The sequence below is a fragment of the Erythrobacter donghaensis genome (assembly GCF_001557325.1).
GTDB classification, from domain to species: domain Bacteria; phylum Pseudomonadota; class Alphaproteobacteria; order Sphingomonadales; family Sphingomonadaceae; genus Erythrobacter; species Erythrobacter donghaensis_B.
On sequence record NZ_LSJS01000249.1, the window covers coordinates 1 to 25,622 of the forward strand.

20 protein-coding genes, 1 tRNA gene and 1 pseudogene are annotated in these 25,622 nt (G+C 66.3%); 13 read left to right on the forward strand and 9 right to left on the reverse strand.

What is annotated here, in order from left to right:
• The 6 genes and pseudogenes from AX692_RS14745 to rpoB all read right to left on the reverse strand — a co-directional run.
• Nucleotides 1-407 (reverse strand): annotated as a pseudogene (locus AX692_RS14745) (PD40 domain-containing protein); the annotation flags it as partial.
• A gap of 110 nt (nucleotides 408-517) precedes the next feature.
• Complete coding sequence (gltX, locus tag AX692_RS14750) at nucleotides 518-1,894, reverse strand: glutamate--tRNA ligase (protein WP_073975537.1); 1,377 nt, start codon at nucleotides 1,892-1,894, stop codon at nucleotides 518-520.
• A gap of 40 nt (nucleotides 1,895-1,934) precedes the next feature.
• Nucleotides 1,935-2,405, reverse strand: coding sequence for a DNA-directed RNA polymerase subunit beta' (locus AX692_RS14755; protein ID WP_230960980.1), 471 nt, complete (start codon nucleotides 2,403-2,405; stop codon nucleotides 1,935-1,937).
• Nucleotides 2,406-2,533: 128 nt separating this feature from the next.
• Nucleotides 2,534-6,850, reverse strand: coding sequence for a DNA-directed RNA polymerase subunit beta' (gene rpoC / locus AX692_RS14760; RefSeq protein ID WP_073975539.1), 4,317 nt, complete (start codon nucleotides 6,848-6,850; stop codon nucleotides 2,534-2,536).
• 46 nt (nucleotides 6,851-6,896) lie between these two features.
• Nucleotides 6,897-6,976: transfer RNA gene (locus AX692_RS19765), tRNA-OTHER, on the reverse strand.
• Nucleotides 6,977-6,982: 6 nt separating this feature from the next.
• Entirely contained in the window at nucleotides 6,983-11,173 is a 4,191-nt protein-coding gene (gene rpoB, locus AX692_RS14765; RefSeq protein WP_073975540.1) for a DNA-directed RNA polymerase subunit beta, read from the reverse strand.
• 439 nt (nucleotides 11,174-11,612) lie between these two features.
• On the opposite strand from rpoB, the gene AX692_RS20255 reads away from it, so the two are divergent.
• The 7 genes from AX692_RS20255 (at nucleotide 11,613) to AX692_RS14795 (ending at nucleotide 16,141) form a co-directional block, all read left to right on the forward strand.
• Entirely contained in the window at nucleotides 11,613-11,750 is a 138-nt protein-coding gene (locus tag AX692_RS20255) for a hypothetical protein (protein WP_196490187.1), read from the forward strand.
• Between the two features lie 23 nt (nucleotides 11,751-11,773).
• Nucleotides 11,774-12,319, forward strand: coding sequence for a DUF2975 domain-containing protein (locus AX692_RS14770; protein WP_073975541.1), 546 nt, complete (start codon nucleotides 11,774-11,776; stop codon nucleotides 12,317-12,319).
• Nucleotides 12,319-12,561 (forward strand): helix-turn-helix domain-containing protein, encoded by a 243-nt coding sequence (locus AX692_RS14775; protein WP_073975542.1) that lies wholly within the window; start codon nucleotides 12,319-12,321, stop codon nucleotides 12,559-12,561. Before AX692_RS14770 ends, AX692_RS14775 begins: the two co-directional genes overlap by 1 nt.
• A 319-nt stretch (nucleotides 12,562-12,880) precedes the next feature.
• Nucleotides 12,881-13,396 carry a 50S ribosomal protein L10 gene (rplJ, locus tag AX692_RS14780; RefSeq protein ID WP_073975543.1) on the forward strand — a complete coding sequence of 172 codons (516 nt, stop codon included), beginning with the start codon at nucleotides 12,881-12,883 and terminating at the stop codon, nucleotides 13,394-13,396.
• Between the two features lie 72 nt (nucleotides 13,397-13,468).
• On the forward strand, nucleotides 13,469-13,843 hold the full coding sequence (rplL, locus tag AX692_RS14785) for a 50S ribosomal protein L7/L12 (RefSeq protein ID WP_073975544.1): 375 nt from the start codon (nucleotides 13,469-13,471) through the stop codon (nucleotides 13,841-13,843).
• Nucleotides 13,844-13,980: 137 nt separating this feature from the next.
• Nucleotides 13,981-14,637, forward strand: coding sequence for a hypothetical protein (locus AX692_RS14790; protein ID WP_073975545.1), 657 nt, complete (start codon nucleotides 13,981-13,983; stop codon nucleotides 14,635-14,637).
• Nucleotides 14,638-14,728: 91 nt separating this feature from the next.
• A complete protein-coding gene (locus tag AX692_RS14795; RefSeq protein ID WP_073975546.1) occupies nucleotides 14,729-16,141 on the forward strand; it encodes an MATE family efflux transporter in 1,413 nt (470 codons plus the stop codon).
• Here AX692_RS14795 and AX692_RS14800 read toward each other — a convergent pair.
• A complete protein-coding gene (locus AX692_RS14800; protein ID WP_073975555.1) occupies nucleotides 16,138-16,992 on the reverse strand; it encodes a mechanosensitive ion channel family protein in 855 nt (284 codons plus the stop codon). The two genes, AX692_RS14795 and AX692_RS14800, sit on opposite strands and share 4 nt — an antisense overlap.
• A gap of 209 nt (nucleotides 16,993-17,201) precedes the next feature.
• On the opposite strand from AX692_RS14800, the gene groES reads away from it, so the two are divergent.
• From groES to AX692_RS14815, 3 genes are all read left to right on the forward strand, one after another.
• Nucleotides 17,202-17,516 (forward strand): co-chaperone GroES, encoded by a 315-nt coding sequence (gene groES, locus AX692_RS14805; protein WP_073975547.1) that lies wholly within the window; start codon nucleotides 17,202-17,204, stop codon nucleotides 17,514-17,516.
• 50 nt (nucleotides 17,517-17,566) lie between these two features.
• Complete coding sequence (gene groL, locus AX692_RS14810) at nucleotides 17,567-19,198, forward strand: chaperonin GroEL (RefSeq protein WP_073975548.1); 1,632 nt, start codon at nucleotides 17,567-17,569, stop codon at nucleotides 19,196-19,198.
• 211 nt (nucleotides 19,199-19,409) lie between these two features.
• A complete protein-coding gene (locus AX692_RS14815) occupies nucleotides 19,410-19,817 on the forward strand; it encodes a host attachment protein (protein ID WP_073975549.1) in 408 nt (135 codons plus the stop codon).
• An 81-nt stretch (nucleotides 19,818-19,898) separates the two neighbouring features.
• On the opposite strand, the gene AX692_RS14820 is transcribed toward AX692_RS14815, so the two are convergent.
• A complete protein-coding gene (locus AX692_RS14820) occupies nucleotides 19,899-20,729 on the reverse strand; it encodes an alpha/beta fold hydrolase (protein ID WP_073975556.1) in 831 nt (276 codons plus the stop codon).
• 373 nt (nucleotides 20,730-21,102) lie between these two features.
• Between AX692_RS14820 and AX692_RS14825 the strand changes: the two genes are divergently transcribed.
• Together AX692_RS14825 and AX692_RS14830 are read left to right on the forward strand one after the other, a co-directional pair.
• The gene (locus AX692_RS14825) at nucleotides 21,103-21,756 is read left to right on the forward strand and encodes an SRPBCC family protein (RefSeq protein ID WP_073975550.1); all 654 of its coding nucleotides are present in this window, start codon (nucleotides 21,103-21,105) and stop codon (nucleotides 21,754-21,756) included.
• Nucleotides 21,756-22,931, forward strand: coding sequence for a zinc-dependent alcohol dehydrogenase (locus AX692_RS14830; RefSeq protein WP_073975551.1), 1,176 nt, complete (start codon nucleotides 21,756-21,758; stop codon nucleotides 22,929-22,931). The genes AX692_RS14825 and AX692_RS14830 overlap by 1 nt, the downstream gene beginning before the upstream one ends.
• Here the strand turns inward: AX692_RS14830 and AX692_RS14835 are convergent.
• On the reverse strand, nucleotides 22,928-23,926 hold the full coding sequence (locus AX692_RS14835) for an alpha/beta hydrolase (RefSeq protein WP_230960884.1): 999 nt from the start codon (nucleotides 23,924-23,926) through the stop codon (nucleotides 22,928-22,930). The genes AX692_RS14830 and AX692_RS14835 overlap by 4 nt on opposite strands.
• A gap of 142 nt (nucleotides 23,927-24,068) precedes the next feature.
• Here AX692_RS14835 and AX692_RS14840 point away from each other — a divergent pair, with 142 nt between their 5' ends.
• A complete protein-coding gene (locus AX692_RS14840) occupies nucleotides 24,069-25,520 on the forward strand; it encodes an FAD-binding protein (RefSeq protein WP_196490188.1) in 1,452 nt (483 codons plus the stop codon).
• Nucleotides 25,521-25,622: the final 102 nt, after the last annotated feature.

A 25,622-nucleotide genomic window follows, 5' to 3' on the forward strand; every position in this document is an offset into this window, starting at 1 on the left:
GTGTGGAGCACCTCGCCCTGCCCCGCCCCGGTGATCGACGAGGAATAGATCACGCGGCCTTCCGGCGTCCAGCCGATGGTGCGCACCGCTCCGCCCTCGAAGGTCAGGCGCCGCGGGCGGCCGCCGGCGACGGGCATGACATAGATGTCGTTGTTGCTGTCGTAGCTGGCGGTGAAGGCGATCATCCGGCCATCGGGCGAGATCGCAGGCTCGGTTTCCTCGCCCTCGTCATTGGTGAGCCTGACCGCGCTACCGCCGTCGCGCCCGGTGCGCCACAGGTCGCCCTCGCTGACGAAGACAAGCGTCTCGCCGCTCGCCACGGGGTGCTGGTAGTAGCCCTCTTCCGCCGCCAGCGGACCTGCGATCATGGCGAGCAGACTGCCCGCGCCCAGAAGAATGCCTTTCATCGATGTCGCCCCTGCTGCAATTCCAGCGGGTTTGATGACTGACCGACCGCAGCGGTGCAAGACCGCAGCCATGCTGCCTGCAGAGCGATGGCGGGCGCTGATCGAACCGCTCAGCCGATCCCGGCGGCCCGGCCAAGGCGCGCGCGAGCCTCGGCCTCGCCGATAAGGGGGAGCAACTCGCCCATGTCGGGGCCGTGGTCCATGCCGGTGAGCGCCTGCCGCAGCGGCAGGAACAGCGCGCGGCCCTTGCGCCCGGTTGCCCGACCGAGGACTTGAGTCAGAGTTTTCCAAAGCTCTGGATAGATGTCGGGATAACGCCATTCGAGTTGTTCGAAGGCGCGCGTAGCCTCAGCGAGGAAGGCCTTGTCCTCGTCCGTGAACTGCGGCTGCGCGATCGGGCCGGTGACAATCCGCCACCACTCCGCCGCCTCGCCGACATGGGCAAGGTTCGGGCGCACCGCGTGCCAGCCTGCCGCGTCCATGCCTTCGGGCAGGCGGTCGCGGACGGCCTCGAACGGCAGCTGGTGGACGATCCCGGCATTGAGGCGCTCGAGATCCTCCTCGTCGAACTTGGCAGGCGCGCGGCCGAAGGTGGCGAGATCGAAGCTGGCGGTCAGCGTCGCGCGGTCGGCAATGGGCTCGACCGGCTGCGAGGTGCCGAGCCGCGCGAGCAGCGCGATGATCGCCTCGGGCTCGATCCCGCGCTCCCGGAAGGCATCGCAGCCGAGCGAGCCGAGGCGCTTCGAAAGCTTGCCCTCGCGCCCCACCAACAGCGCCTCGTGAGCGAAGGCGGGGAGCGGTTTTGCTGCAGCAAAGCCTGCAGCATAAAGTGCGGTAAAGATCTGAATCTGAACGGCAGTGTTGGAAACATGGTCCTCGCCGCGCAGCACTTGCGTAACGCCCATGTCGATATCGTCGACCGCGCTCGGCATCATGTAGAGCCACGAACCATCGGCGCGGCGGATGACGGGATCGGAGAGCTGCGCGGGGTCGAATTTCTGCGGGCCGCGGATGCCGTCTTCCCACTGGATCGGTTCGGCGTGGTCGAGCAGGAAGCGCCAGTGCGGCTGCACGCCCTCGGCCTCCCTTGCCGCCCGCTCGCCATCGCTGAGCTTCAGCGCCGCGCGGTCGTAGATCGGGGGCAGGCCGCGCGAGAGCTGGATCTTGCGCTTGACGTCGAGCTCCTGCGCGCTCTCGTAACAGGGGTAGACGCGCCCCGCCGCCCGCAGCGCCGCGAAGGCCGCCTCGTAGCGATCAAGCCGGGCGGACTGCCGCTCCTCGCGGTCCCAGGTGAGGCCGAGCCAGGTGAGGTCGGCGCGGATCGCCTCGACATATTCCTCGCGGCTGCGCTCGGCGTCGGTGTCGTCGATGCGCAGGATGAAGCTGCCCCCAGCCTGCCGCGCCAACATCCAGTTGTGGAGCGCGGTGCGGATGTTGCCGACATGCAGCCGGCCGGTGGGCGAGGGGGCGAAGCGGGTGGTGGTCATCGCGCGTGCGGTAGAGCGCCCCGCCCTCGCCCGCAAGCGGTCAGAGGGCGCGGATCTCCGCGTCGGCGAGCGCCAGCGCGGCTTCCCACAAGCGGTGCGCACGCTCGGCCCGCACCAGCCCGTCGAGCGCCGCTTCGAACCCGCGCCGGTCGCCCGCCGCCGCCGCATCGACGAAGGCGCCGATGGTCGCTTCGTCGTGGCTGAGCAGGCGGCAGCAGAAGCGAGAGACGGCGATGTTCTCGGGCCAGGTCGCGGCGATCGCCTGCGCCATGATCAGCGCCTTGGCCGCAACCTCGACGCTGCCGAGCCGCACCGCCAGTTCAGGCACCGGATCGCGGCCCATCCGCTCGTGCACCGCGATCAGCCGCAGGGCATGGATAAAGCGCCCCGCGATCGGCCCCAGCCGCTCCACCCTTGGTGGTGCAGCGAGCGCAGCGATGACCTGACGGGTGGCGGCAGAGGGGCTTTCGGACATGAAACCTCGCAAAGGCTGGGAGACGGTGAAACCCATCCTATCTACTTGCGAGTGATTTGCAATAGCGGACAATCTTTACCCGATGGCCGCCAAGGCAAAGAAAAGCCCCGCCGGAGCAAAAGCTCGGGCGGGGCCATTCGTGCCGCAGGGGCGAGGCGGGGAGCTTACTCCTCGCCGTCGTCCTCGACAGCCGCGGCAGGGGCCGAGGCCGCCATCGCGGCCATCGCGGCCTTCATCTTCTCTTCCGAACCGATCGCATCGGGCGCCGGCTCGGCTTCGCGCTGGCCTGAAGCCGAGAGGGCTTCCTGCTGACGCTTCCACGCCGCCTTCAGCGCCGCATCGCGGCTGTTGGCGGTGACGCGCAGGCGGTTCATGCCCGCGCCGGTGCCGGCGGGGATCAGGCGCCCGACGATCACGTTCTCCTTCAGACCGATCAGCGTGTCCTTCTTCCCTTCGACCGCCGCCTGCGTCAGCACGCGGGTGGTCTCCTGGAACGAGGCCGCCGAGATGAACGAACGCGTCTGGAGGCTCGCCTTGGTGATGCCGAGCAGCACCGGATTGCCGGTCGCGCCCTGCTTGCCCTTGGCGAGCTTGGCGTTGATCTCGAGCATCTCGGCCAGGTCGACCTGCTCGCCCGGCAGCAGGGTGGTGTCCCCGCCGTCGGTGATCTCGACCTTCTGCAGCATCTGGCGAACGATCACCTCGATGTGCTTGTCGTTGATCTTCACGCCCTGCAAGCGATAGACTTCCTGGATCTCGTCGACGAGATACTCGGCCAGCGCCTCCACGCCCATCACCTCGAGGATGTCGTGCGGGTTGGGCGAGCCGGAAATCAGGGTGTCACCCTTCTTCACGTAGTCGCCTTCCTGCACATCGATCACCTTGGTCTTGGGGATCAGGTACTCGACGGGTTCGACATGCCCGTGCTCATTGGCCTCGGGAATGATCGCGATCTTGCGCTTCGCCTTGTACTCGCGGACGAATTCGATCCGGCCGGAGATCTTGGCGATGATCGAGACGTCCTTGGGCATGCGCGCCTCGAACAGCTCGGCCACGCGCGGCAGACCGCCGGTGATGTCGCGGGTCTTGGCGGCTTCGCGGCTCGCACGGGCGAGAATGTCGCCCGCTTGCACCGTGTCGCCATCCGTCACCGACAGGGTGGTGCCGGGAGCGAGCATGTAGCGCGCCGCCTCGGTCTCCCCGCCGCCCTCGCCCAAGAGAGTCAGGCGCGGGCGCAGGTCTTCCTTCTTCTTGCGACCCGTGGCGCGGTTCTCGGTCACCACGCGCTGGGCGATGCCGGTGGCATCGTCCATCTGCTCTTCGAGCGTGATGCCCTCGATCAGGTCCTGATACTTCACCACGCCCGACTGTTCGGTGATGATCGGCAGGGTGAACGGGTCCCACTCGGCGAGACGATCGCCGACCTTGACCTGGTCACCATCCTTGAACCGCAGCACCGTCCCGTAGGGCACCTTGTGCATCTCGCGCTCGCGCCCTTCGGCGTCGATCACCGCCAGCTCGCCGTTGCGGGCGAGGCTGAGGATGCGGCCCTGCTTGTCGGTGATGGTCGGCATGTCGCGGAATTCGACACGACCTTCCGAAATCGCCTCGAGGTGGCTGGTTTCGTTGAGCTGCGCCGCGCCGCCGATGTGGAAGGTCCGCATCGTCAGCTGGGTGCCGGGCTCGCCGATCGACTGCGCCGCGATGACGCCGACCGCTTCGCCGATGTTCACCGGGGTGCCGCGGGCAAGATCGCGCCCGTAGCAGGTGCCGCAGACGCCCTGTTCGGCCTCGCAGATCAGCGGCGAGCGGATCTTGGCCGACTGCACTTCGGCTGCCTCGATGTCCTTCACCATCGTCTCGTCGAGCAGGGTGCCCGCCGGAACGATGACCTCGCCGGTCGCCGCGTTGACGATGTCCTCGGCCACGGTGCGGCCGAGAATGCGCTCGCCGAGCGAGGCGATCACCGAACCGCCCTGCACGATGGCGCGCATTTCGAGCGCGTTCTGCGTGCCGCAATCCTCCTCGACGATGACGCAATCCTGCGACACGTCGACGAGACGGCGGGTGAGGTAACCCGAGTTCGCGGTCTTGAGCGCGGTATCGGCAAGGCCCTTGCGCGCCCCGTGGGTCGAGTTGAAGTATTCAAGAACGGTCAGACCTTCCTTGAAGTTCGAGATGATCGGGGTCTCGATGATCTCGCCCGAAGGCTTGGCCATCAGACCGCGCATCCCGGCGAGCTGCTTCATCTGCGCCGGGCTGCCGCGCGCGCCCGAGTGGCTCATCATGTAGATCGAGTTGATCTGGGCTTCCTTGCCCGTCTCGGGATCGATCGGCTGCGCCTTGATCTCGGCCATCATCGCGTCGGCGACCATGTCACCGCACTTCGACCAGGCGTCGATCACCTTGTTGTACTTTTCCTGCTGGGTGATGAGGCCGTCCTGGTACTGCTGCTCGTAACCGGCCACCAGTTCCTTGGTCTCGTCGACCAGCTTTTCCTTGGCGTCGGGGATGATCATGTCATCCTTGCCGAAGGAGATGCCGGCCTTGAACGCGTGGCGGAAGCCCAGCGCCATGATGGCGTCGGCGAACAGCACCGTGTCCTTCTGGCCGGTGTGACGGTACACCTGGTCGATCACGTCGCCGATCTCGCGCTTGGTGAGCAGGCGGTTGATGATGTCGAACGGCACCTTGTGGTTCTTCGGCAGGCATTCGCCGATCAGCATGCGGCCCGGGGTGGTGACGAAGCGCTTCATCGCCACCACGCCGTTCTCGTCGGCCTGCGGGACGCGGGCGATGATGCGGGTGTGGAGCGTGACCGCCTTGGTTTCGAGCGCCTGGTGCACTTCGGCCATGTCGGCAAAGCGCGGGAGCTTCTCGATCTTCGTGCCGTCGGCTTCCTCGATATATTCGGGGTGCTTCTCCTGCCGCTCCATCGAAAGGTAGTAGATCCCGAGGACCATGTCCTGCGAAGGCACGATGATCGGCTTGCCGTTGGCGGGCGAGAGGATGTTGTTGGTCGACATCATCAGCACGCGCGCTTCGAGCTGGGCTTCCAGCGAGAGCGGCACGTGGACCGCCATCTGGTCACCGTCGAAGTCGGCGTTGAAGGCCGAGCAGACCAGCGGGTGCAGCTGGATCGCCTTGCCCTCGATCAGCACGGGCTCGAACGCCTGGATGCCCAGACGGTGCAGCGTCGGCGCGCGGTTGAGCAGCACCGGGTGTTCGCGGATCACCTCGTCGAGGATGTCCCAGACTTCCTTGCGCTCCTTCTCGACCCACTTCTTGGCCTGCTTCAGGGTCATCGACAGACCCTTGGCGTCCAGACGGGCGTAGATGAAGGGCTTGAACAGCTCGAGCGCCATCTTCTTGGGCAGGCCGCACTGGTGCAGCTTGAGTTCCGGCCCGGTCACGATCACCGAACGGCCCGAATAGTCGACGCGCTTGCCGAGCAGGTTCTGGCGGAAGCGGCCCTGCTTGCCCTTGAGCATGTCGGAGAGCGACTTCAGCGGACGCTTGTTCGCGCCGGTGATGACGCGGCCGCGGCGGCCGTTGTCGAACAGCGCGTCGACCGCTTCCTGCAGCATGCGCTTTTCGTTGCGCACGATGATGTCCGGCGCGCGCAGTTCGATCAGGCGCTTCAGACGGTTGTTGCGGTTGATGACGCGGCGGTAGAGATCGTTGAGGTCCGAGGTCGCGAAGCGGCCCCCGTCGAGCGGCACCAGCGGGCGCAGTTCGGGCGGGATGACCGGGATCACTTCGAGGATCATCCATTCCGGGCGGTTGCCGGATTCGATGAAGCTCTCGACGACCTTGAGGCGCTTGATGATCTTCTTGGGCTTGAGCGCCGACTTGGTGGTGGCGAGCTCGTCCATCAGCGCTTCACGCTCGGCTTCGAGGTCGAGCTGCATCAGCATGGTGCGCACGGCTTCGGCGCCGATGTCGGCGGTGAATGCGTCCTCGCCATATTCGTCCTGCGCTTCGAGGAGTTCATCCTCGGTCAGCAGCTGGTACTTTTCGAGCGGGGTGAGGCCCGGCTCGGTGACGATGTAGCTTTCGAAGTAGAGCACGCGCTCGAGCTGCTTGAGCTGCATGTCGAGCAGCAGGCCGATGCGCGAAGGCAGCGACTTCAGGAACCAGATGTGCGCAACCGGCGCGGCCAGTTCGATGTGGCCCATGCGCTCGCGGCGAACCTTGGTCACCGTCACTTCGACGCCGCACTTTTCGCAGACGACGCCCTTGTACTTCATGCGCTTGTACTTGCCGCAGAGGCACTCGTAGTCCTTCACGGGGCCGAAGATGCGCGCGCAGAACAGCCCGTCACGCTCCGGCTTGAAGGTGCGGTAGTTGATCGTCTCGGGCTTCTTGATCTCGCCATAGGACCACGAGCGGATGCGCTCCGGCGAGGCGATGCCGATCTGGATCTGGTCGAAGGTTTCGGGCTTCGCCAGCTGGTTGGTGAATTTGGTCAGGTCGTTCATTGCTCAATCCCTCTGAGGGGTGAAATCTGTAATTCGGTCGAACAATTGCCGGTGGCTGGGAGTTGAACCCGCACCCCGTTGCCGGGGACCACTTGAATGGTGCGTCTACCGTTCCGCCACACCGGCCTGATCTTACTCCGCTGCCTCCAGCATCTCGCCGTCGTCGTCCTCGTCGAGGATCGACTTCAACTCGACATTGAGGCCGAGGCTGCGCATTTCCTTGACGAGCACGTTGAAGCTCTCCGGAATGCCGGCCTCGAAGGTGTCGTCGCCCTTGACGATCGCTTCGTAGACCTTGGTGCGGCCGACCACGTCGTCGGACTTCACCGTCAGCATTTCCTGCAAGGTGTAGGCGGCACCGTAAGCCTGCAAGGCCCAGACCTCCATTTCGCCGAAGCGCTGGCCGCCGAACTGCGCCTTGCCGCCCAGCGGCTGCTGGGTGACGAGCGAGTAGGGCCCGATCGAACGCGCGTGGATCTTGTCGTCGACCAGGTGGTGGAGCTTCAGCATGTAGATGATGCCCACGGTCACCTTGCGGTCGAAAGCCTCGCCGGTGCGGCCGTCATAGAGGACGCTCTGGCCCGAGGAATCGATCCCCGCCTTGACCAGCATGTCCGAAACGTCCGCCTCGCGCGCGCCGTCGAACACGGGGGTGCCCATCGGCACGCCGGCCGAAAGGTTGCCCGCCAGTTCCACGATATCGGCGGTCGAGCGGCTTTCGAGATCCTCGACATATTGCTCGCCGTAGATGTCCTTGAGGCGATCGAGCACGGCCGCGGGCGGCGCCACGTTGGCGTAGTCCTCGGCCGCGTTCGGGTTGGCCTTGCGCCAATCCTCGAGCAGGTCCTTGATCTCGTGCCCGAGCGCGCGCGCGGCAAAGCCGAGGTGCGTCTCGAAGATCTGCCCGACGTTCATGCGCGAAGGCACGCCCAGCGGGTTGAGCACGAGGTCGACCGGAGTCCCGTCCTCGAGGAACGGCATGTCTTCCTGCGGCAGGATGCGGCTGATCACACCCTTGTTCCCGTGACGGCCCGCCATCTTGTCGCCCGGCTGCAGCTTGCGCTTCACCGCGACGAAGACCTTGACCATCTTGAGCACGCCCGGCGCAAGTTCGTCACCACGCTCCAGCTTTTCCTTGCGGTCGTGGAACTTGGCATCGATCAGCGCGACGGCTTCGTCGTACTGGCTCTTCACCGCCTCGATCTGCGCCTGACGGCCATCATCGGCGACCGCGAACTTGAACCATTCGTGGCGGTCGATCTCCTCGAGCAGCTCCTCGGTGATCTCCACACCCTTCTTCAGCCCCTTGGGAGCGGCCGAAGCGGTCTGGCCGAGCAGCATGTCGCGCAGGCGGTTGTAGGTCGCGCGGTTGAGGATGTTGCGCTCGTCCGCGGCGTCCTTGCGCAGGCGTTCGATTTCCTCGTTCTGGATCGCACGGGTACGGTCGTCGATCTCGATCCCGTGGCGGTTGAACACCCGCACTTCGACGATCGTGCCGGCAACGCCCGGGGGCAGACGCAGCGAGGTGTCACGCACGTCGCTCGCCTTTTCGCCGAAGATCGCGCGCAGCAGCTTTTCTTCCGGGGTCATCGGCGACTCGCCCTTGGGCGTGATCTTGCCGACAAGAATGTCACCGGGGTGCACCTCGGCGCCGATATAGACGATGCCCGCCTCGTCGAGGTTGCGCAGGGCTTCCTCGCCGACATTGGGGATGTCGCGGGTGATGTCTTCCGGCCCGAGCTTGGTGTCGCGGGCCATGACCTCGAACTCCTCGATATGGATCGAGGTGAAGACGTCATCCTTCACGATGCGTTCGCTGATCAGGATCGAGTCTTCGTAGTTGTAGCCGTTCCAGGGCATGAAGGCGACGAGGCTGTTCTTGCCCAGCGCCAGTTCGCCGAGGTCGGTCGAGGGGCCGTCGGCAATGATGTCGCCGGCCTCGATCACGTCGCCCACCTTCACCAGCGGACGCTGGTTGATGCAGGTGTTCTGGTTCGAACGCTGGAACTTCTGGAGCGTGTAGATGTCGACGCCCGACTGGCCGGGTTCGACATCGCCGATCGCGCGGATCACGATGCGGGTGGCGTCGACCTGGTCGACGATCCCGCCGCGCTTGGCCGCGATCGCCGCGCCGCTGTCACGCGCCACGGTCTCTTCCATCCCGGTGCCGACCCACGGCGCTTCGGCCTTCACCAGCGGCACCGCCTGGCGCTGCATGTTCGAGCCCATCAGCGCGCGGTTGGCGTCATCGTTTTCCAGGAACGGGATCAGCGAGGCCGCGACCGAGACGAGCTGCTTGGGCGACACGTCCATCAGCGTGATCTGCTCGCGCGGGGCCATCAGGTTGTCGCCGTTGTGACGCGCCGAGACCAGCTCCTCGACGAAGGAGCCGTCGGCGTTGAGTTCGGCCGAGGCCTGCGCGACGGTGTGCTTCTGCTCTTCCATGGCGGAGAGGTAGATCACGTCGCCGGTCACCTTGCCGTCCACCACCTTGCGGTAGGGGGTTTCGATGAAGCCGTATTTGTTGACGCGGCTGAAGCTGGCGAGCGAGTTGATCAGGCCGATGTTCGGGCCTTCGGGCGTCTCGATCGGGCAGATGCGGCCATAGTGCGTCGGGTGAACGTCGCGCACTTCGAAGCCGGCCCGCTCGCGGGTGAGACCACCCGGCCCGAGCGCCGAAACGCGGCGCTTGTGGGTGACTTCCGAGAGCGGGTTGGTCTGGTCCATGAACTGCGAGAGCTGCGAGGAGCCGAAGAACTCGCGCACCGCGGCCACGGCGGGCTTGGCGTTGATGAGGTCGTTCGGCATCACGGTCGAGACGTCGACCGAGCTCATGCGCTCCTTCACGGCGCGCTCCATGCGCAGCAGGCCGACGCGGTACTGGTTTTCCAGCAGCTCGCCCACCGAACGCACGCGGCGGTTGCCGAGGTTGTCGATGTCGTCGACTTCGCCCTTGCCGTCCTTGAGGCCGACAAGCTCCTTCACCACCGCGAGGATGTCTTCCTTGCGCAGCGTGGTGACGGTGTCCTCGCACTCGAGGCCCAGACGCATGTTGAGCTTGACGCGGCCCACCGCCGAGAGGTCATAGCGTTCGGCATCGAAGAACAGGCCTTCGAACAGCGCCTCGGCGGTTTCCTTCGTCGGCGGCTCGCCCGGACGCATGACCTTGTAGATCGCCTCGAGACCCTCATCACGGTTCTCGGCCTTGTCGGCCTTGAGGGTGTTGCGGATCCACGGGCCGGTGTTGATCTCGTCGATGTCGAGCAGCGGCAGGCGGTCGATCCCGGCCTTGTCGAGGATGTCGACATGCTCGAGCGTCACTTCATCGCCCGCCTCGATGTAGATGCGGCCCGTGCTCTCGTCGATCATGTCGGCGGCGGCATAGCGGCTGACGACTTCCTCGGTGGGAAGCAGCAGTTCGGTGAGGCCGTCCTTGGCCGCCTTGTTCGCGGCGCGGGGGCTGATCTTCTGGCCGGCGGGGAAGACTTCCTCGCCCGTCGCGGCATCGACCAGCGCGAAGGTCGGCTTGGCGTTGCGCCACTGTTCGGCGACGAAGGGGATCTTCCACCCGTCCTTGGCGCGGTCCCAGGTGACGGTGTTGTAGAAGTAGCCGAGGATGTCCTCGGCATCGAGGCCGAGCGAATAGAGCAGCGCGGTGACCGGCAGCTTGCGCTTGCGGTCGATGCGGACGTTGACGATGTCCTTGGCGTCGAATTCGAAATCGAGCCACGAGCCGCGGTAGGGGATCACGCGCGCGGCGAACAGCAGCTTGCCCGAGGAGTGGGTCTTGCCGCGGTCGTGATCGAACAGCACGCCCGGCGAGCGGTGCATCTGGCTGACGATCACGCGCTCGGTGCCGTTGATGATGAAGGTGCCGTTCTCGGTCATGAGCGGCATGTCGCCCATGTAGACGTCCTGCTCCTTGATATCGAGGACGGAGCGGGTTTCGGTTTCCGAGTCCACCTCGAACACGATGAGGCGCAGCGTCACCTTCATCGGGGCGGCATAGGTGATGCCGCGCTGACGGCACTCGGTGGTGTCGTACTTGGGCTCTTCGAGCTCGTAGTGGACGAAATCGAGCTCGGCGGTGCCGGCGAAATCGCGGATCGGGAAGACCGAGCGCAGCGTCTTCTCGAGGCCCGAGACATAGCCCGTCGCCTTGTCCGAACGCAGGAACTGCTCGTAGCTTTCGCGCTGAACCTCGATCAGGTTCGGCATCTGCACCACTTCGTGGATGTCACCGAAGATCTTGCGGATGCGCTTCTTGGCGGTCCCTTGCGCCTTGCGGCTGCGGGTGACGGGCGGCTTCGCCTTGGTGGCCATGGAGGGGTCTTGCCTCTTTGTAGGGCCGCGTGCGGGAGAAGCCCACGCGCGGACGGGAAAAATCGCTGTCGTTCCACGCGAGAGGGCGGCCATTCCAACGCACAGAAGCCGCACGCCAGACTCCGCGCTTGAAGCGGTGTCGGCAGCAGCCTCCCAGTGTCCGTCGCGTAAATGGCCTTCGCCGCTTCCATCCGGAGGCCGATTCCCGCGCATGAATCAGCCCTGCTCGAAGCGAGCGAGAGGGCGCGATGTAGGAGCGGCTCCCGTGTCTGTCAATGCGGGTGCGGCGGGATTGGGCACGGACACCGGTTGCCCCCGAGACTTTACCGCAAAACGACGCGCCCAATATCGTTTTTCAATATTATTGATTGACGATATGTCGCGAATCGGATTAGAGAAGCCTTATCGAATCACGATGTGCAATTGAAAGGAACTCGATATGACCCGCTTTGCCAACACCGCGCTTGCCGCCTGCGCCGCCTTCGTCCTCACCCTGAGCTCGATCGGCGCGATCGTCACCGTTCCGCCTGCCGGGGCGCAGACCCCGGCGGCCTTCGCGCTGCCCTCCGTCGCCTGACGCCCCGAACGAGGAGACCCCCCATGACCCCCCGCAACGATCTCCTGCTGCTCGGCGGCAAGATCCTCACCGTCATCATGCAGGCTGCGGTCGGCATCGGCGCGACGGTGCTCGCCCTTGTCATCCCGATCCTCGCCTTTGCAAGGGGCGACGTCCTCAAGGGCTTCGCCGACGGCGCAGAGATCGATCTCGCCACCCTGCCGCTCGGCCCCACCATCGCGCTGCTCACAATCCTGCTCTTCGTGCTGGCTGCGATGTTCGTGTTCTTCGGCAAGCTCCGGGCGATCATCGACACGGTCGGCCAGGGCGAACCCTTCGTGCCCGCGAATGCCGAACGCCTGAGCCTGATGGCATGGCTGATGCTGGCAACACAGCTCCTGCTGTTCCCCGCAGCCTGGCTGGGAAACATCGTCGCCGAATGGGCCAACACGCTCGAGGATGTGCACCTCTCGGCGAACGGCGACGGCCTTGACCTCACCGGCATCCTGATGGTGCTTGTCCTGTTCATCCTCGCCCGCGTGTTCCGCCACGGCGCCGCGATGCGCGAAGACCTCGAAGGGACCGTGTGATGCCCCCCATCAACGACGATCTCGAAGGAGCCCGCATCATGGTCAAACTCGACGACCTGCTCTACGCCCGCCGCATGACGCTGACCGAACTGGCCGAGCGTGTCGGCCTCACCCTCGCCAACCTGTCGATCCTCAAGACCGGCAAGGCAAAGGCGATCCGCTTCTCCACCCTCGCCGCGATCTGCCGCGAGCTGGAGTGCCAGCCGGGCGATCTGCTCGGATACAAGGCGGACGAGGCCTGAAGCCGCGCCAAATCGCTTGACTCTCGCGCCCATTCCCCTAGAGGCCCCCCCGATCGGCGGGCCTCGTGCCTTTTGCCGGTCATCCGTCCGAGACAGTTGGTGAAGGCAATCGGGCCTTCTTAATCTCCAGCCTAGACGGGGAAACGAGATTTTCGCGAGGGGCCCGCATGGCGGACGCCTCGCTTGCGCCTGATGGTGCACCCTCCTTCCCTATCGACGGACTCGCCCGTGCTCGGTGCCTTCGCGGCCCTGCGCATGGACAAAACGTAGCCGGCCGTTCGGGCAGCCGCCCGTGCGGTCATTAGTGAAGGAGTATGGCATGGATCGTTCGCAGAAAGCCGACGCGGTTGCCCAGCTCAATGCGGTCTTCAACGAGGTCAGCGTGGTGGTCGTCACCCGCAACCTCGGCATGACGGTGGCCCAGTCCACCGACCTGCGCGGGAAGATGCGCGATGCTGGTGCATCCTACAAGGTTGCGAAGAACCGTCTCGCCAAGCTCGCCCTCGAGAACACCGACTATGTCGGGCTCGGTGACATGCTCACCGGCCCGGTCGGGCTGGCCTGGTCGCATGACCCGGTCGCGGCTGCCAAGGCCGCTGTCGATTTCGCCAAGTCGAACGACAAGCTCGAAATCGTCGGCGGGTCGATGGGTTCGGTCGTGCTCGACGAAGCCGGGATCAAGGCGCTTGCCACGATGCCGAGCCTCGACGAGATGCGCGCCAAGCTCATCGGTCTGGTCAACGCCCCGGCGACGAAGATCGCCCAGGTCGTTACCGCACCCGCTGCCAAGGTCGCCCGTGTTTTCGCCGCCTACGCGGACAAGGACGCAGCGTAAGAGACGTTTTTCGCCAGACGAAACAATTCTCTGGGGCAAATCCGCCCCGCCACATATTTGGAGTGAACCATCATGGCCGATATTGCCAAGCTTGTTGAAGAACTTTCGAAGCTGACCGTGCTCGAAGCTGCCGACCTCGCCAAGGCGCTTGAAGAAGCGTGGGGCGTGAGCGCCGCAGCTGCGGTTGCCGTTGCTGCCCCCGCCGCCGGCGGCGATGCCCCGGCTGCCGAAGAGCAGACCGAATTCGACGTCATCCTGACCGGCGACGGCGGGAAGAAGATCCAGGTCATCAAGGAAGTCCGCGCCATCACCGGCCTCGGCCTGACCGAAGCCAAGGCGCTCGTCGAAGGCGCGCCGAAGGCCGTCAAGGAAGGCGTCAACAAGGCCGAAGCCGAAGAGATCAAGAAGAAGATCGAAGAAGCCGGCGGCACCGTCGAGCTCAAGTAAGCTCTTCGCCGCCGATCTTCGGATCGACGCACAAAAGAGGGCGGCGCCAGCGATGGCGCCGCCCTTTTTCTTTGCAGGCACGAACAAACGCGCGCGAGAACAGTGTTTTAACCCGCGCCTTTTATCATCTCGCCGCAATGCGCGATGACTATCAGCAACAGGCATTTCGCAAGGTGCAAGGCGCCCGCATCTCGCGCTGGATTCGCGAGAGTGAAGCCGGCTGGCTGTTCTACGGGCCGGACGGGACTGCTTGGCACATCTCCTCGAGCGAGGCCGAGCGATTGGAAGAAGAGGGGCTCGCGCTGGTCGAGCGCTCGCTCAACAAGGGATTTGCTGGTCTGCCCGGCTGGCGCAGGTTGATGATCATCTCGTTCGCGGCAGCCTTTGCCGCAATCCCGCTGCTGCCGGCCCATTGGGCAAGCCTCTTTATCGTGGCACACCTGTGGTTCATCGCGACGATCCCGGTTATCGTTATCGTCGCGATCGGAAACGACGTCGCCTACGAGATTGCCCTGCGGCGTTGGCGTGAGGCGGTGGCCCTGCGGCTGAAGCGCCAGAAGCGCGGCGGGGTGCCACACCAGATCGCCGCCAAACACCGCCGCTACAACATCTTCCAGACAATCGTGATCCTCGGCGCGCTGGCCTACCTGGTCCGCGTCATCCTGATGATGGCAGACGTGATAGAGAGCGAGATCCACCTGCTCGATATGGCGATCCTCGCGGTCATGGTTCTCGCTTCTTGGCCGGCAGATCGGGTCAACCGCACCCATCGCCGCCGCAAATGGCTCGACTGACGGGCGCGCCACGGGCTTTTCCCCTTCCCCCGAATCGCCCCTGCGCCTATCCGGGCCGGCTTGCCTGACCGCGGGCACGCGAACCGACGACATGACACAGGCGACCACTCTCGACACGCCCGGCTGGGGGCAGGAACTGCGCGCGACGCTGGCGCTGGCGGTGCCGCTTGCCGCGACGAACCTGCTGCAGATGCTGATCCACGCGGTCGACGTGATCTTCATCGCGCGGCTCGGCGACACGCCGCTCGCCGCCTCGAGCCTCGGCATCGCGATCTTCGGTCTGACCCTGTGGGCGATGACCGGCCTGATCGGCGCCTGCGCCCCGCTGATCGCGGCCGAGCGCGGCCGCAAGCTCCACTCGGTGCGCGACATCCGCCGCACGGTGCGCATGGGGATGTGGGTGGCCGTGGCGTTCGGCCTCGTCGGCATGGGCATCGCTTTTGCGGGCGAGCCGCTGCTGCTGGCGAGCGGGCAGGAGCCCGCGATCGCGGCGATGGCGGGCGAGTTCCTGTTCGTGATCGCCTTCGCGATGATCCCGATGATCCTGGCCGGCGTGTTCCGCATCTTCGTCGCCGCGCTCGGCAAGCCGGGCTATGCGACCGCGATCACCCTGCTGGCGCTGGGCACCAACCTGCTCGGCAACTGGACGCTGGTGTTCGGCAATCTCGGCCTGCCGGCATTGGGCCTGCTGGGATCGGCCCTGTCGAGCGTCATCACCGCGCTCGCGATGCTCGTCGCCTATGTGGTGGTGATCGGGCGCGACCGCAGCTTGCGGCGCTACCGCATCTTCGGGCGCTGGTGGCGGCCCGAGTGGACGCGGCTCAGGGAGATCATGGTGATCGGCACGCCGATTGCCCTGACCGTGCTGGCCGAGGCCGGGCTGTTCAGCGGCGCGGCGCTCCTGATGGGCCGCTTCGGCGAGACCGAACTCGCCGCGCACACCCTCGCCCTGAACCTCGCCGCGCTCGCCTTCCAGATTCCCTTCGGCACCGCGCAGGCGGCGACGATCCGGGTCGGCTTCCACCACGGCGCGGGCGACCGTCTCGCCGCGGGCCGTGCTGGGTGGGTGGCGATCGTGATCGGGACGGGGTTCATGTGCACCACCGCGCTCGCGATGATGCTGGTGCCGACGCTGCTGCTGCAGGTCTATATCGACCCCGGGGCTGCCGCCAATGCCGCGCTGGTGGGCTTTGCGGTGCAATATCTGACGCTCGCGGCGATCTTCCAGCTGGCGGACGGGGTGCAGGCGGTGGGCGCGGGCGCGCTCAGGGGCTTGCAGGACACCCGCGTGCCGATGTGGATTGCGATCTTCAGCTACTGGGTGCCCGGCTTCGGCATGGCGATTTGGCTCGGCTTCTATACCCCGCTCGAAGGGACGGGGGTGTGGATCGGGCTGGCGACAGGGCTGTTCTTCGCTGCCACGCTCCTGCTGTGGCGCTGGGCGCGGCGCGACCGGCTGGGGCTGACGGATTACGCGCCCTCCCCTCTCCCCGCCATCGCTTAACGCGCGGGCGCTGCCGCCGCAGCGACGCCGGTGGCGATATGCATGCCGAGCGCGTCGAACCTCAGCTTCACGCTCTCGTTCAATGCCCATGACAGCGCGAGGAAGTCCGCCGCGTTGCACCACACCCTGAGGCCGACGCGCACCGCATTGTCGCCGAGCGCGGCGACGAAAGCGACCGGCGCGGGTTCGGCCAGCACCCGCGGATCGGCGGCGGCCAGCTCGAGCATCGCCGCCTTGGCCGCGGCCAGATCATCCGCATAGGCGATCGGCACCACCAGCTCGAACCGCCGCGTGGGCATGCGCGAGGCGTTGACCACCGCCTTGTTCCAGAGCTCGTTGTTGGGAACCATGACATATTGCCCGTCGAGCTGGAGCAGCTCGGTGGTGAACAGGCCGATGGCCAGCACCGTCCCCGACACCGTCCCGGCGGTGATGAACTCGCCCACGCGGAAAGGCCGCTGGATGAGGATCATCACGCCCGCCGCCACGTTCGACAGCGTGCCCTGCAGCGCGAGGCCGACCGCCAGCGCGAGGCCGCCCAATGCGGCGATGATCGAGGTGGTCTGCACCCCGAACTGGGTGAGCACCGTCACCGCCACCACCACCCACAGCGCATACTTGATGATGTTGCTCAGGAACTTGGCGACGGTCGGCTCGATCCGCGAATTGCCGGTCAGCGCGCGATCCGCCCAGCGCGAGAGCAGGCGGGCGAGGATCACGCCCGCCACCAGCACCGCGAGCGCGCCGGTGAGGTGGGCGAGGTTGATCTTGAGCCACAGCCACGCCTCCTGCGCGACGTTGATCTCGTCGCTCATCGCGGCAAGGCGGGAGGGCAGCTTCGGGGCGGACATCGTGCGTCTGGGCTCCTTGGGGGCGAGCGCGCCGGGATAACCGAGCTGGCCCGCACTGACCACCCCGGTCCGCAAAAGCGCATCGCTCGCAAATTTTTTGCGCAGCTGGGGGTTGATTCATTCCACCCCCGCGACCAAATGCCCGCCCGTTGGCACTCTCGAGAGGGGAGTGCCAAGCACACTCACCATTTCAAGGAAAGGTCATACACATGGCATTTCGTCCGCTGCACGACCGCGTTGTGGTCCGTCGTATCGAGGCCGACCAGAAGACCGCTGGCGGCATCATCATCCCCGACAGCGCCCAGGAAAAGCCGAGCGAAGGCGAAGTCATCGCCGTGGGCGAGGGCGCCCGTGACGACGACGGCGACCGCATCCCGCTCGACGTGAAGGTCGGCGACCGCGTGCTCTTCGGCAAGTGGTCGGGCACCGAAGTCAAGATCAACGGGGAAGACCTGCTGATCATGAAGGAAAGCGACATCATGGGCATTCTCGAGCCCGTCGCGGCGGCCGCCAAGGCGGCCTGATCGACTGATCGACACTTTCCAACCAACACAGCAATTCCAGGAGAAACGAAATGGCTGCCAAGGACGTGAAGTTCGGCCGCGAAGCCCGTGAAGGCATTCTGCGCGGCGTCGATATCCTCGCCAACGCCGTCAAGGTGACCCTCGGCCCCAAGGGCCGCAATGTCGTCATCGACAAGAGCTTCGGCGCACCGCGCATCACCAAGGACGGCGTCACCGTCGCCAAGGAAATCGAGCTCAAAGACAAGTACGAGAACATGGGCGCCCAGATGCTGCGCGAAGTCGCCAGCAAGGCGAACGACAGCGCGGGTGACGGCACCACCACCGCCACCGTGCTCGCCCAGGCGATCGTCAACGAGGGCATGAAGTCGGTTGCCGCCGGCATGAACCCGATGGACCTGAAGCGCGGCATCGACCTTGCCGTCGCCACCGTGGTCGAGAACCTCAAGAGCCGTTCGAAGGACGTGTCGGACAGCTCGGAAATCGCGCAGGTCGGCATCATCTCGGCCAACGGCGACCGTGAAGTCGGCGAGAAGATCGCCGAAGCCATGGACAAGGTCGGCAAGGAAGGCGTGATCACCGTCGAGGAAGCCAAGGGCCTCGAGTTCGAGCTCGATGTCGTCGAAGGCATGCAGTTCGACCGCGGCTACCTGTCGCCCTACTTCATCACCAACCCCGACAAGATGACCGTGGAACTGGATAACCCCTACATCCTGATCCACGAGAAGAAGCTGTCGAACCTGCAGTCGATGCTGCCGATCCTCGAAGCCGTGGTGCAGTCGGGCCGTCCGCTGCTGATCATCGCCGAAGACATCGAAGGCGAAGCGCTGGCGACCCTGGTGGTCAACAAGCTGCGCGGCGGCCTCAAGGTTGCGGCGGTCAAGGCCCCCGGCTTTGGCGATCGTCGCAAGGCGATGCTGCAGGACATCGCGATCCTCACCAAGGGCGAGATGATCAGCGAAGACCTCGGCATCAAGCTCGAGAACGTCACCATCGGCATGCTCGGCCAGGCCAAGAAGGTCTCGATCGACAAGGACAACACCACCATCGTCGACGGCGCCGGTTCGGCTGACGACATCAAGGCGCGCGTCGCCGAGATCCGCACCCAGATCGACAACACCTCGAGCGATTACGACCGCGAGAAGCTCCAGGAGCGTCTCGCCAAGCTCGCCGGCGGCGTGGCCGTGATCAAGGTCGGCGGGGCCACCGAAGTCGAAGTGAAGGAGCGCAAGGACCGCGTCGACGACGCGCTCCACGCGACCCGCGCTGCGGTGGAAGAAGGCATCGTCCCCGGCGGCGGTACGGCTCTGCTCTACGCCACCAAGGCTCTCGAAGGCCTCAAGGGCGCGAACGAAGACCAGACCCGCGGCATCGACATCATCCGCAAGGCGATCACCGCCCCGATCAAGCAGATCGCCCAGAACGCCGGCCACGATGGCGCGGTCGTCGCGGGCAACCTGCTGCGCGAGAATGACGAGACCCAGGGCTTCAACGCCGCCACCGACACCTACGAGAACCTGGTGAAGGCCGGCGTGATCGACCCGACCAAGGTCGTTCGCACCGCGCTGCAGGACGCGGCCTCGGTCGCCGGCCTGCTGATCACCACCGAAGCGGCGATCATCGAGCGTCCGGAAGACAAGCCGGCGGCCCCCGCGATGCCCGACATGGGCGGGATGGGCTTCTAAGCCGCTAGGGCGGGCGGAGCGAGCCACGCTCGCACCGCCTCGCCCAAGGCCGGCCAGCGGGGCGCCCCGCGCCCCGTCTGACGACTCCGGCTTTGCCGGAGGCGGCCTCAGCCAAAAACAGAAAGCCCCGGCGGTTCGCACCGCCGGGGCTTTTCTGTTAGGGTGCCTGCAATCGGGGGCGATGACACGACGACATCAAAGGAAACCCACGATGAAGCTGCCCCACAATGCCCACGTCGCCCTGATCGACGGCGAGAACTTCACGCTGTTCCGCAACGAGGGCCAGATGTTCGAGCCCAAGCTGGTGGAGATCGCCAAGCCTTCGCTCGACCCGACGAACTTCAGCGCGGGCGTGCGCCATCAGGATTCGGGCCGAAAGCCCGACAGCACGGATCTGGGCGAACTGGCCCATGGGGCAGCGGCGACCGAATGGCTCAACGCCAGGGCCATTGCCGGAGAGATCGAGGCACTGCTGATCATCGCCGATCCCAAGACCCTGGGCGAGATGCGTCACCACTACCATTCCGAACTGTCGGAGCGGATCGTGGGCGAGATCGACAAGACCCTGACCGGCCAGCCGACCGGACGGATCGAGGCGGCCATCTCGGCGGCAGAGTGACCTGCCGCACGGCAGGGGGCCCGGCCTGACCGGACTCAAGCAATCAGAAAACCCCGGCGGAAGCGTCCGCCGGGGTTTTTCTTATCTCCGGATGAAGGAGAGCAACTCGGCGTTGATCAGCTCCGGGTGGGTCGCGAACAGCGCGTGGCTGAGACCAGGATAGGTCTTGAGCGTTCCGCTCTGCAGCAGCTTGATCGCCGTGCGTGCGGAGGCGTCAATGGGGACGATCTGGTCATCCTCCCCGTGGATCAGCAGCACCGGCTGGGTAACGGCCTTGAGATCCTCGGTGAAATCGGTTTCCGAGAAGGCCGCGATGCAATCGTAATGGGCCTTCGCGCCGCCCATCATGCCCTGCCGCCACCAATTCTGGATCATCCCCTCGTGCACCTCGGCGCCTTCGCGGTTGAAGCCGAAGAAGGGGCCGCTCGGGATATCGCGGTAGAATTGCGCGCGGTTCTTGACCAGCGCGGTGCGAAAGCCGTCGAAGACCTCGATCGGCAGGCCGAGCGGATAGGCCTCGGTCTTCAGCATGATCGGCGGCACCGCGCCGATCAGCACCGCCTTGGCGACCCGCCCCGGCTCGGCGCGGGCGACATAGCGGATCGCCTCGCCCCCGCCGGTCGAATGCCCGATGTGGACCGCATCCCTGAGGTCGAGCGCGGCTGCCAGTTCGATGACGTCGGCGGCGTAGGTGTCCATCTCGTTGCCGGTGTCGGTCTGGTCGGAGCGGCCGTGCCCGCGCCGGTCGTGGGCGATCACGCGGAAGCCCTCGCCCAGGAAGAACAGCATCTGGTTGTCCCAGTCGTCGCTGCTCAGCGGCCAGCCATGATGGAAGACGAGAGCGGGGGCGTCCTTCGGCCCCCAGTCCTTGTAGAACAGGTTGGTGCCATCGGCGGTGGTGATGAACGGCATGTGGTCGGCTCCTTCGAAAAGCGAGGCGGCCCGCAGCACGCAGCGCGAGGTGCGGCCCGGTCGGAACAGGCGTAACGGCGTCGGCCGTCGGCTTCTTGTCGGACGCGCCCCCTAAGCGCGGCCGCACTCCCATTCCGAGAGACTCGCGACCCGTGATCGGTGCGGCGCGCACGAAGGTGCCACGAAGCGGGCTGCGGAGATACCGGATTTCTGCGCGCGGCTGCGCGCTTGTTCGACCAGCGGCGCCGCAAGGCGGGCGGCGCGTGGGCGGCGGGTAATGCAGGATAGGGGTGGAGCGCAGGCGAGCGGCCACATTCGCGGGCGACACCACGGCCGCCCCTTGGCGCGGCTCCTTCCCCGCGAAAGGACTGCGATGAAACACGACAACCCGAGCCGATGGCCCTATCTCGCGCTGGCCGGGATCGGCCTCGCCGCGCTCCCGCTCGCCGCAGCGGCACGGCGGCGCCGCCGCCATGATGTCGATCCCGACAGCGCGCCGGGCTACACCGCGCGCCGCAATTTCGGCGAATACCGCGTGGTCGGCCGCAGCGTCACCATCGCCCGCCCGCGCGCCGAGCTGTTCGCCTTCTGGCGCGATTTCCAGAACCTGCCGCACTTCATGGCGAACCTCGAGAAGATCGAGCCCGGCGGCGAACCCGGCCACGCCACCTGGCACATTCGCGCGCCCGGCGGCCGGGTCTACGCCGTCGACACCCGCATCGCGCGCGAGGTCGATGGCGAGCTGATCGCCTGGCGCTCCACCGAGGACAGCGATATCGACACCGAGGGCCGCGTCACCTTCGAGGACGCACCGGGCGAGCGCGGCACCCGCGTCAGCCTGATCATCGCCTACAAGCCGAAGGCCGGCGCGCTCGGCGATGCGATCGCCACGCTCGCGCGGCGGAGTCCCGAAATGCAGGCGCGGCACGACCTCAAGCGCTTCAAGATGCTGATGGAGACCGGCGAGATCGCCACCTCCGCCCGCACCCGCGACGAACAGCAACACCAGCTCGAGGAGGCCCGCTGATGCGCGCTCTGACATGGCAAGGCACCAAGAAGGTCAGCGTCGAGACCGTCGATGACCCGGAAATCGTCAACCCGCGCGATGCGATCATTCGCGTCACCGCGACCGCAATCTGCGGCAGCGACCTGCACCTCTATGACGGGGTGATCCCCTCGATGCAGGCGGGCGACATCCTCGGCCATGAGTTCATGGGCGAGGTGGTGGAGACCGGCAGCGACAGCACGCTCGAGAAGGGCCAGCGCGTGGTGGTGCCCTTCACCATCTCCTGCGGCGGGTGCTTCCACTGCCGCATCACCCAGTACAGCGCCTGCGAGAACTCCAACCCGGCCGAAAAGCAGGACATGTCGGAGAAGCTCTACGGCCATCCCATGGCCGGGATCTTCGGCTATTCGCACATGACCGGCGGCTATTCGGGCGGGCAGGCGGAATATGTGCGCGTGCCCTTCTCCGATGTCGGCCCGATCGTGGTGCCCGACTATCTGGATGACGAGAAGGTGCTGTTCCTCTCCGACATCCTCCCCACCGGATGGATGGCGGCCGAGAATGCCGAGATCGGGCCGGACGATACCGTCGCGGTCTGGGGCTGCGGCCCCGTGGGGCTGTTCGCGGTGCAATCGGCGCTGCTGATGGGCGCGGCCAAGGTGATCGCGATCGATCACTACCCGCATCGGCTCGAACTCGCCCGCCAGCTGGGGGCCGAGACGATCAACTTCCGCACCTCCGACGTGCGCGAGGCACTGATGGAGATGTCGGGCGGGATCGGGGTCGACGCGGTGATCGACGCGGTGGGGATGGAGGCGCACGGCTTTGCGATCGACAACATGCTCGACATCGCCAAGCAGACCGTCGGCATCGGCGCCGACCGGGCGAGCGCGCTCAAGCAGGCGATCCTTGCGGTGCGGCCGGGCGGGCGGGTCTCGGTGCCCGGCGTCTATGGCGGGATGACCGACAAGTTTCCGCTAGGTGCGCTGATGGAGAAGGGCCTCCAGATCCGCACCGGGCAGACCCATGTGCAGCGCTACCTGAAAGACCTGCTCGGTAAGATCGAGGAGGGCGAGATCGACACCACCTTCCTCATCAGCCACCGCCTCCCGCTGGAAGAGGCGGCCGAGGGCTACCGGCAGTTCCGCGACGCGCAGGACAGCTGGACCAAGGTGGTGCTGAAGCCAGGGGGCTAGCGCAGTTTCTGGCGCGCCGGGGCCAGCATGAAGTCCGCGATGGCCCCGGCGACGCCCTTGCCGAGCGGCAGGGCGGGGTCGCGATAGGTGGCGAGGTTGGCGGCGGGCGCGGTGCCTTCCACGTCTTTCAGCACGTGGTTCGCATCGGGCAGCACCACCAGCTTCGCCGCCGGGTTCGCCGCCGCCAGCCGCTCGGCATCGGAGACGGGGACCTGCAGGTCCTTGCCCCCCTGCACGATCAGCAGCGGCAGCGTCACCTGCGCGGCGAGATCGGCGGGGTCGTAGGAGAAGGCGCTGATCAGGAAGCCCTGCACTGTCTGAGCGAACAGGCCCCGCAGCGGTACGGGCAGGTTGTCGACGTTCACGTAGTGACCGGAGGCCAGAATATCGACCGCGTTGTCGGCGGGCACGATCAGGGTCACGTTTGCAGGATTGGCACGGATCTGGTCCTTGATGACATCGCCCAGCGGCCGCCCCGGCGCGGCGACCAGCACCACACCGCAAAGGTCCGGCAGCTCCTGCGCCGCCACGAGCGCCACCAGCCCGCCCTCGCTGTGCCCGATCAGCCAGACGCACGCCGCGCCTGTCGCCAGCCTCGTGGCGGCGACCCAGGCGGCGGTGTCGGCGACATAGTCGGGGATGGTGACGGCGTTGGGATTGGCGAGCGCCTTGGCGCTCCCGAACATCCCGCGCTTGTCGATCCGCACCGTCGCAATCCCGCGCTCGGCCAGCGCCGCGGCGAGCAGGCGGTAGGACGCGGCGGCGACGCCGAGCGGGTTGTTGCCGTCACGATCGGTCGGGCCCGAGCCGGGGATGATCAGCGCGACCGGCCCCTCCCCGCCCTCGCTCGCACGCAGCAGCGTGCCGGACAGCGGGCCCTGCGGTCCGGGGGCTTCGATGGGCTCGCCGGCCGGGGGTGCCTCGGCCGGTTCGGCGGAGAGGGGGGCCGACGAGGCGAGCAGTGCGGCGGCGATCATCGCGGGTTTCATCGTCATCCGGAACCTCCCTTGCCGCAACATGATAGGCGCGCGCGGCGCCATGCTGCAAGCATGCTGCCGCGCTCCCCCTTCGTGGTTTTTCATTGCCTTGACCGCGCGCCCGGTCAAAGATGCGGCAACAGCGAACGGGGGCGTTCCGATGAAGTGGTTGACCGGCAAGGCCAAGGCACCGGTGGACGGGCTCGCGCGCGTCACCTCATGGATGAAGGTGTTCTTCGGCGACGCCCACGTCACCCGCCCCGTCGACGAGGCGGCGCTGGTCAAAGCACTCGGAGGACGGCCCTACAGCTGCATCGGCCAGTCGCACAGCTACAACGGCATCCAGGTCATCCCCGGCATCACAGCCTTCCACATGGGCGAATCCCGCTTCGACAGCCTCACCTACGACCCCGTCACCCAGACCGCGACCTGCGGCCCCTCGGTCAAGGTGCTCACCCTCAAGCAGGCGCTGGTGAAGCACGGGCGGCGGATGCTCAACAGCGGCAACTACATGGAGCAGACCGTGATCGGCGCGCTCAGCGGGGGGACGCACGGCTACGGCCCCGAAGGCGTCATCGCGCAGAGCGTCACCGCGCTGACCTTCCTCGACGGCCACGGGCAGAAGATCACGCTGAAACAGGGTGATCCGGACTTCCCCTATGCCGCCCTCTCCTTCGGCACGATCGGCCCGATCCTCAGCGTCACGCTGCGCACTGCGCCGACGCAGCCCTACCAGTCCGATGCCTGGGTCACCCGCCTCTCGAAAAAGGCCGCGCTGTCCAAGGGCGCGATGGCGGTGACCGCAGCGGTCGTGCCCTATAGCGACCCCGCCGACCCGCTGATCATGCTCCATACCCTGCGCCCGGCGAGCGAGGGCAAGGGGGCGCGCAAGACCACCGCGCCGCTGTTCTCGCTCGCGGGGCTGACCGAATTCCTGCTGCGCCGCCTGTGGGCCTTCGACCGGCTGTTCCCGGCCCTGCGCTACCGGCTGCAACGCGCCGCCAACCGGCTCGACATCCGCACCCACCGCCGCGTCATCACCGCGCCCGAGGATCTCGATTACCTCTACGATCCCGAACCCCTGCTCAAGACCCAGCGCGCGCCCGACCTCTTGACCGGCTTCTTCGCGACCACCTTCACCGCCTACAACCTCGCCTTCTTCGTGCCGCTCGAACGGACCGACGAGGTGGTGCGCTTCCTCATGCTCGAGTCCGAAAAGCTGCGCCCGCTGGGCTTCGTGCTCAAGAGCCTGATCTCGGTCCGCGAGCTGCCCGACGCAAGCGACCTGCCCTTCGCGGGCAATTTCGGCGGGCCTGCCGCCGCGATCGACCTGTTTGCCGATGTGCGCGACTATGCCTGGCTCGAACGGCTGCAACGCGCGGTGACGAGCTACTTCCCCGGCGTGCGCCCGCATTGGGGCAAGAGCGCGATCGTCGACGATTTCGCCGCAGCACTGGGCGAGGAGCACATCAACGCGCTGCGCGCACTGCATCTCAGGCACTATCCGCCCGGCACGCTCACCCCCAATGAAGCGGTGCGCAAGCTGTTCGATCTGGGCGATCCTGCCCCCGCCAGCGCCATTGCCAAGGCAACCGCGCCGACCGAGGCTTGATGCGCGCCTCAGTCGATGCGGTGCTCGCCCCTGATCCACCGCGAGTGCTTGTGGAGGTGCGGAGGACCGCTGTGCCTGAGGCACCGGCAGTCCACTTCAACA

Coding starts and splice junctions, on each gene's coding strand:
- gltX (WP_073975537.1), bottom strand. CDS start 1,894: ATGACCACCACCCGCTTCGCCCCCTCGCCCACCGGCCGGCTGCATGTC.
- AX692_RS14755 (WP_230960980.1), bottom strand. CDS start 2,405: ATGGGTTTCACCGTCTCCCAGCCTTTGCGAGGTTTCATGTCCGAAAGC.
- rpoC (WP_073975539.1), bottom strand. CDS start 6,850: ATGAACGACCTGACCAAATTCACCAACCAGCTGGCGAAGCCCGAAACC.
- rpoB (WP_073975540.1), bottom strand. CDS start 11,173: ATGGCCACCAAGGCGAAGCCGCCCGTCACCCGCAGCCGCAAGGCGCAA.
- AX692_RS20255 (WP_196490187.1), top strand. CDS start 11,613: ATGACCCGCTTTGCCAACACCGCGCTTGCCGCCTGCGCCGCCTTCGTC.
- AX692_RS14770 (WP_073975541.1), top strand. CDS start 11,774: ATGACCCCCCGCAACGATCTCCTGCTGCTCGGCGGCAAGATCCTCACC.
- AX692_RS14775 (WP_073975542.1), top strand. CDS start 12,319: ATGCCCCCCATCAACGACGATCTCGAAGGAGCCCGCATCATGGTCAAA.
- rplJ (WP_073975543.1), top strand. CDS start 12,881: ATGGATCGTTCGCAGAAAGCCGACGCGGTTGCCCAGCTCAATGCGGTC.
- rplL (WP_073975544.1), top strand. CDS start 13,469: ATGGCCGATATTGCCAAGCTTGTTGAAGAACTTTCGAAGCTGACCGTG.
- AX692_RS14790 (WP_073975545.1), top strand. CDS start 13,981: ATGCGCGATGACTATCAGCAACAGGCATTTCGCAAGGTGCAAGGCGCC.
- AX692_RS14795 (WP_073975546.1), top strand. CDS start 14,729: ATGACACAGGCGACCACTCTCGACACGCCCGGCTGGGGGCAGGAACTG.
- AX692_RS14800 (WP_073975555.1), bottom strand. CDS start 16,992: ATGTCCGCCCCGAAGCTGCCCTCCCGCCTTGCCGCGATGAGCGACGAG.
- groES (WP_073975547.1), top strand. CDS start 17,202: ATGGCATTTCGTCCGCTGCACGACCGCGTTGTGGTCCGTCGTATCGAG.
- groL (WP_073975548.1), top strand. CDS start 17,567: ATGGCTGCCAAGGACGTGAAGTTCGGCCGCGAAGCCCGTGAAGGCATT.
- AX692_RS14815 (WP_073975549.1), top strand. CDS start 19,410: ATGAAGCTGCCCCACAATGCCCACGTCGCCCTGATCGACGGCGAGAAC.
- AX692_RS14820 (WP_073975556.1), bottom strand. CDS start 20,729: ATGCCGTTCATCACCACCGCCGATGGCACCAACCTGTTCTACAAGGAC.
- AX692_RS14825 (WP_073975550.1), top strand. CDS start 21,103: ATGAAACACGACAACCCGAGCCGATGGCCCTATCTCGCGCTGGCCGGG.
- AX692_RS14830 (WP_073975551.1), top strand. CDS start 21,756: ATGCGCGCTCTGACATGGCAAGGCACCAAGAAGGTCAGCGTCGAGACC.
- AX692_RS14835 (WP_230960884.1), bottom strand. CDS start 23,926: ATGACGATGAAACCCGCGATGATCGCCGCCGCACTGCTCGCCTCGTCG.
- AX692_RS14840 (WP_196490188.1), top strand. CDS start 24,069: ATGAAGTGGTTGACCGGCAAGGCCAAGGCACCGGTGGACGGGCTCGCG.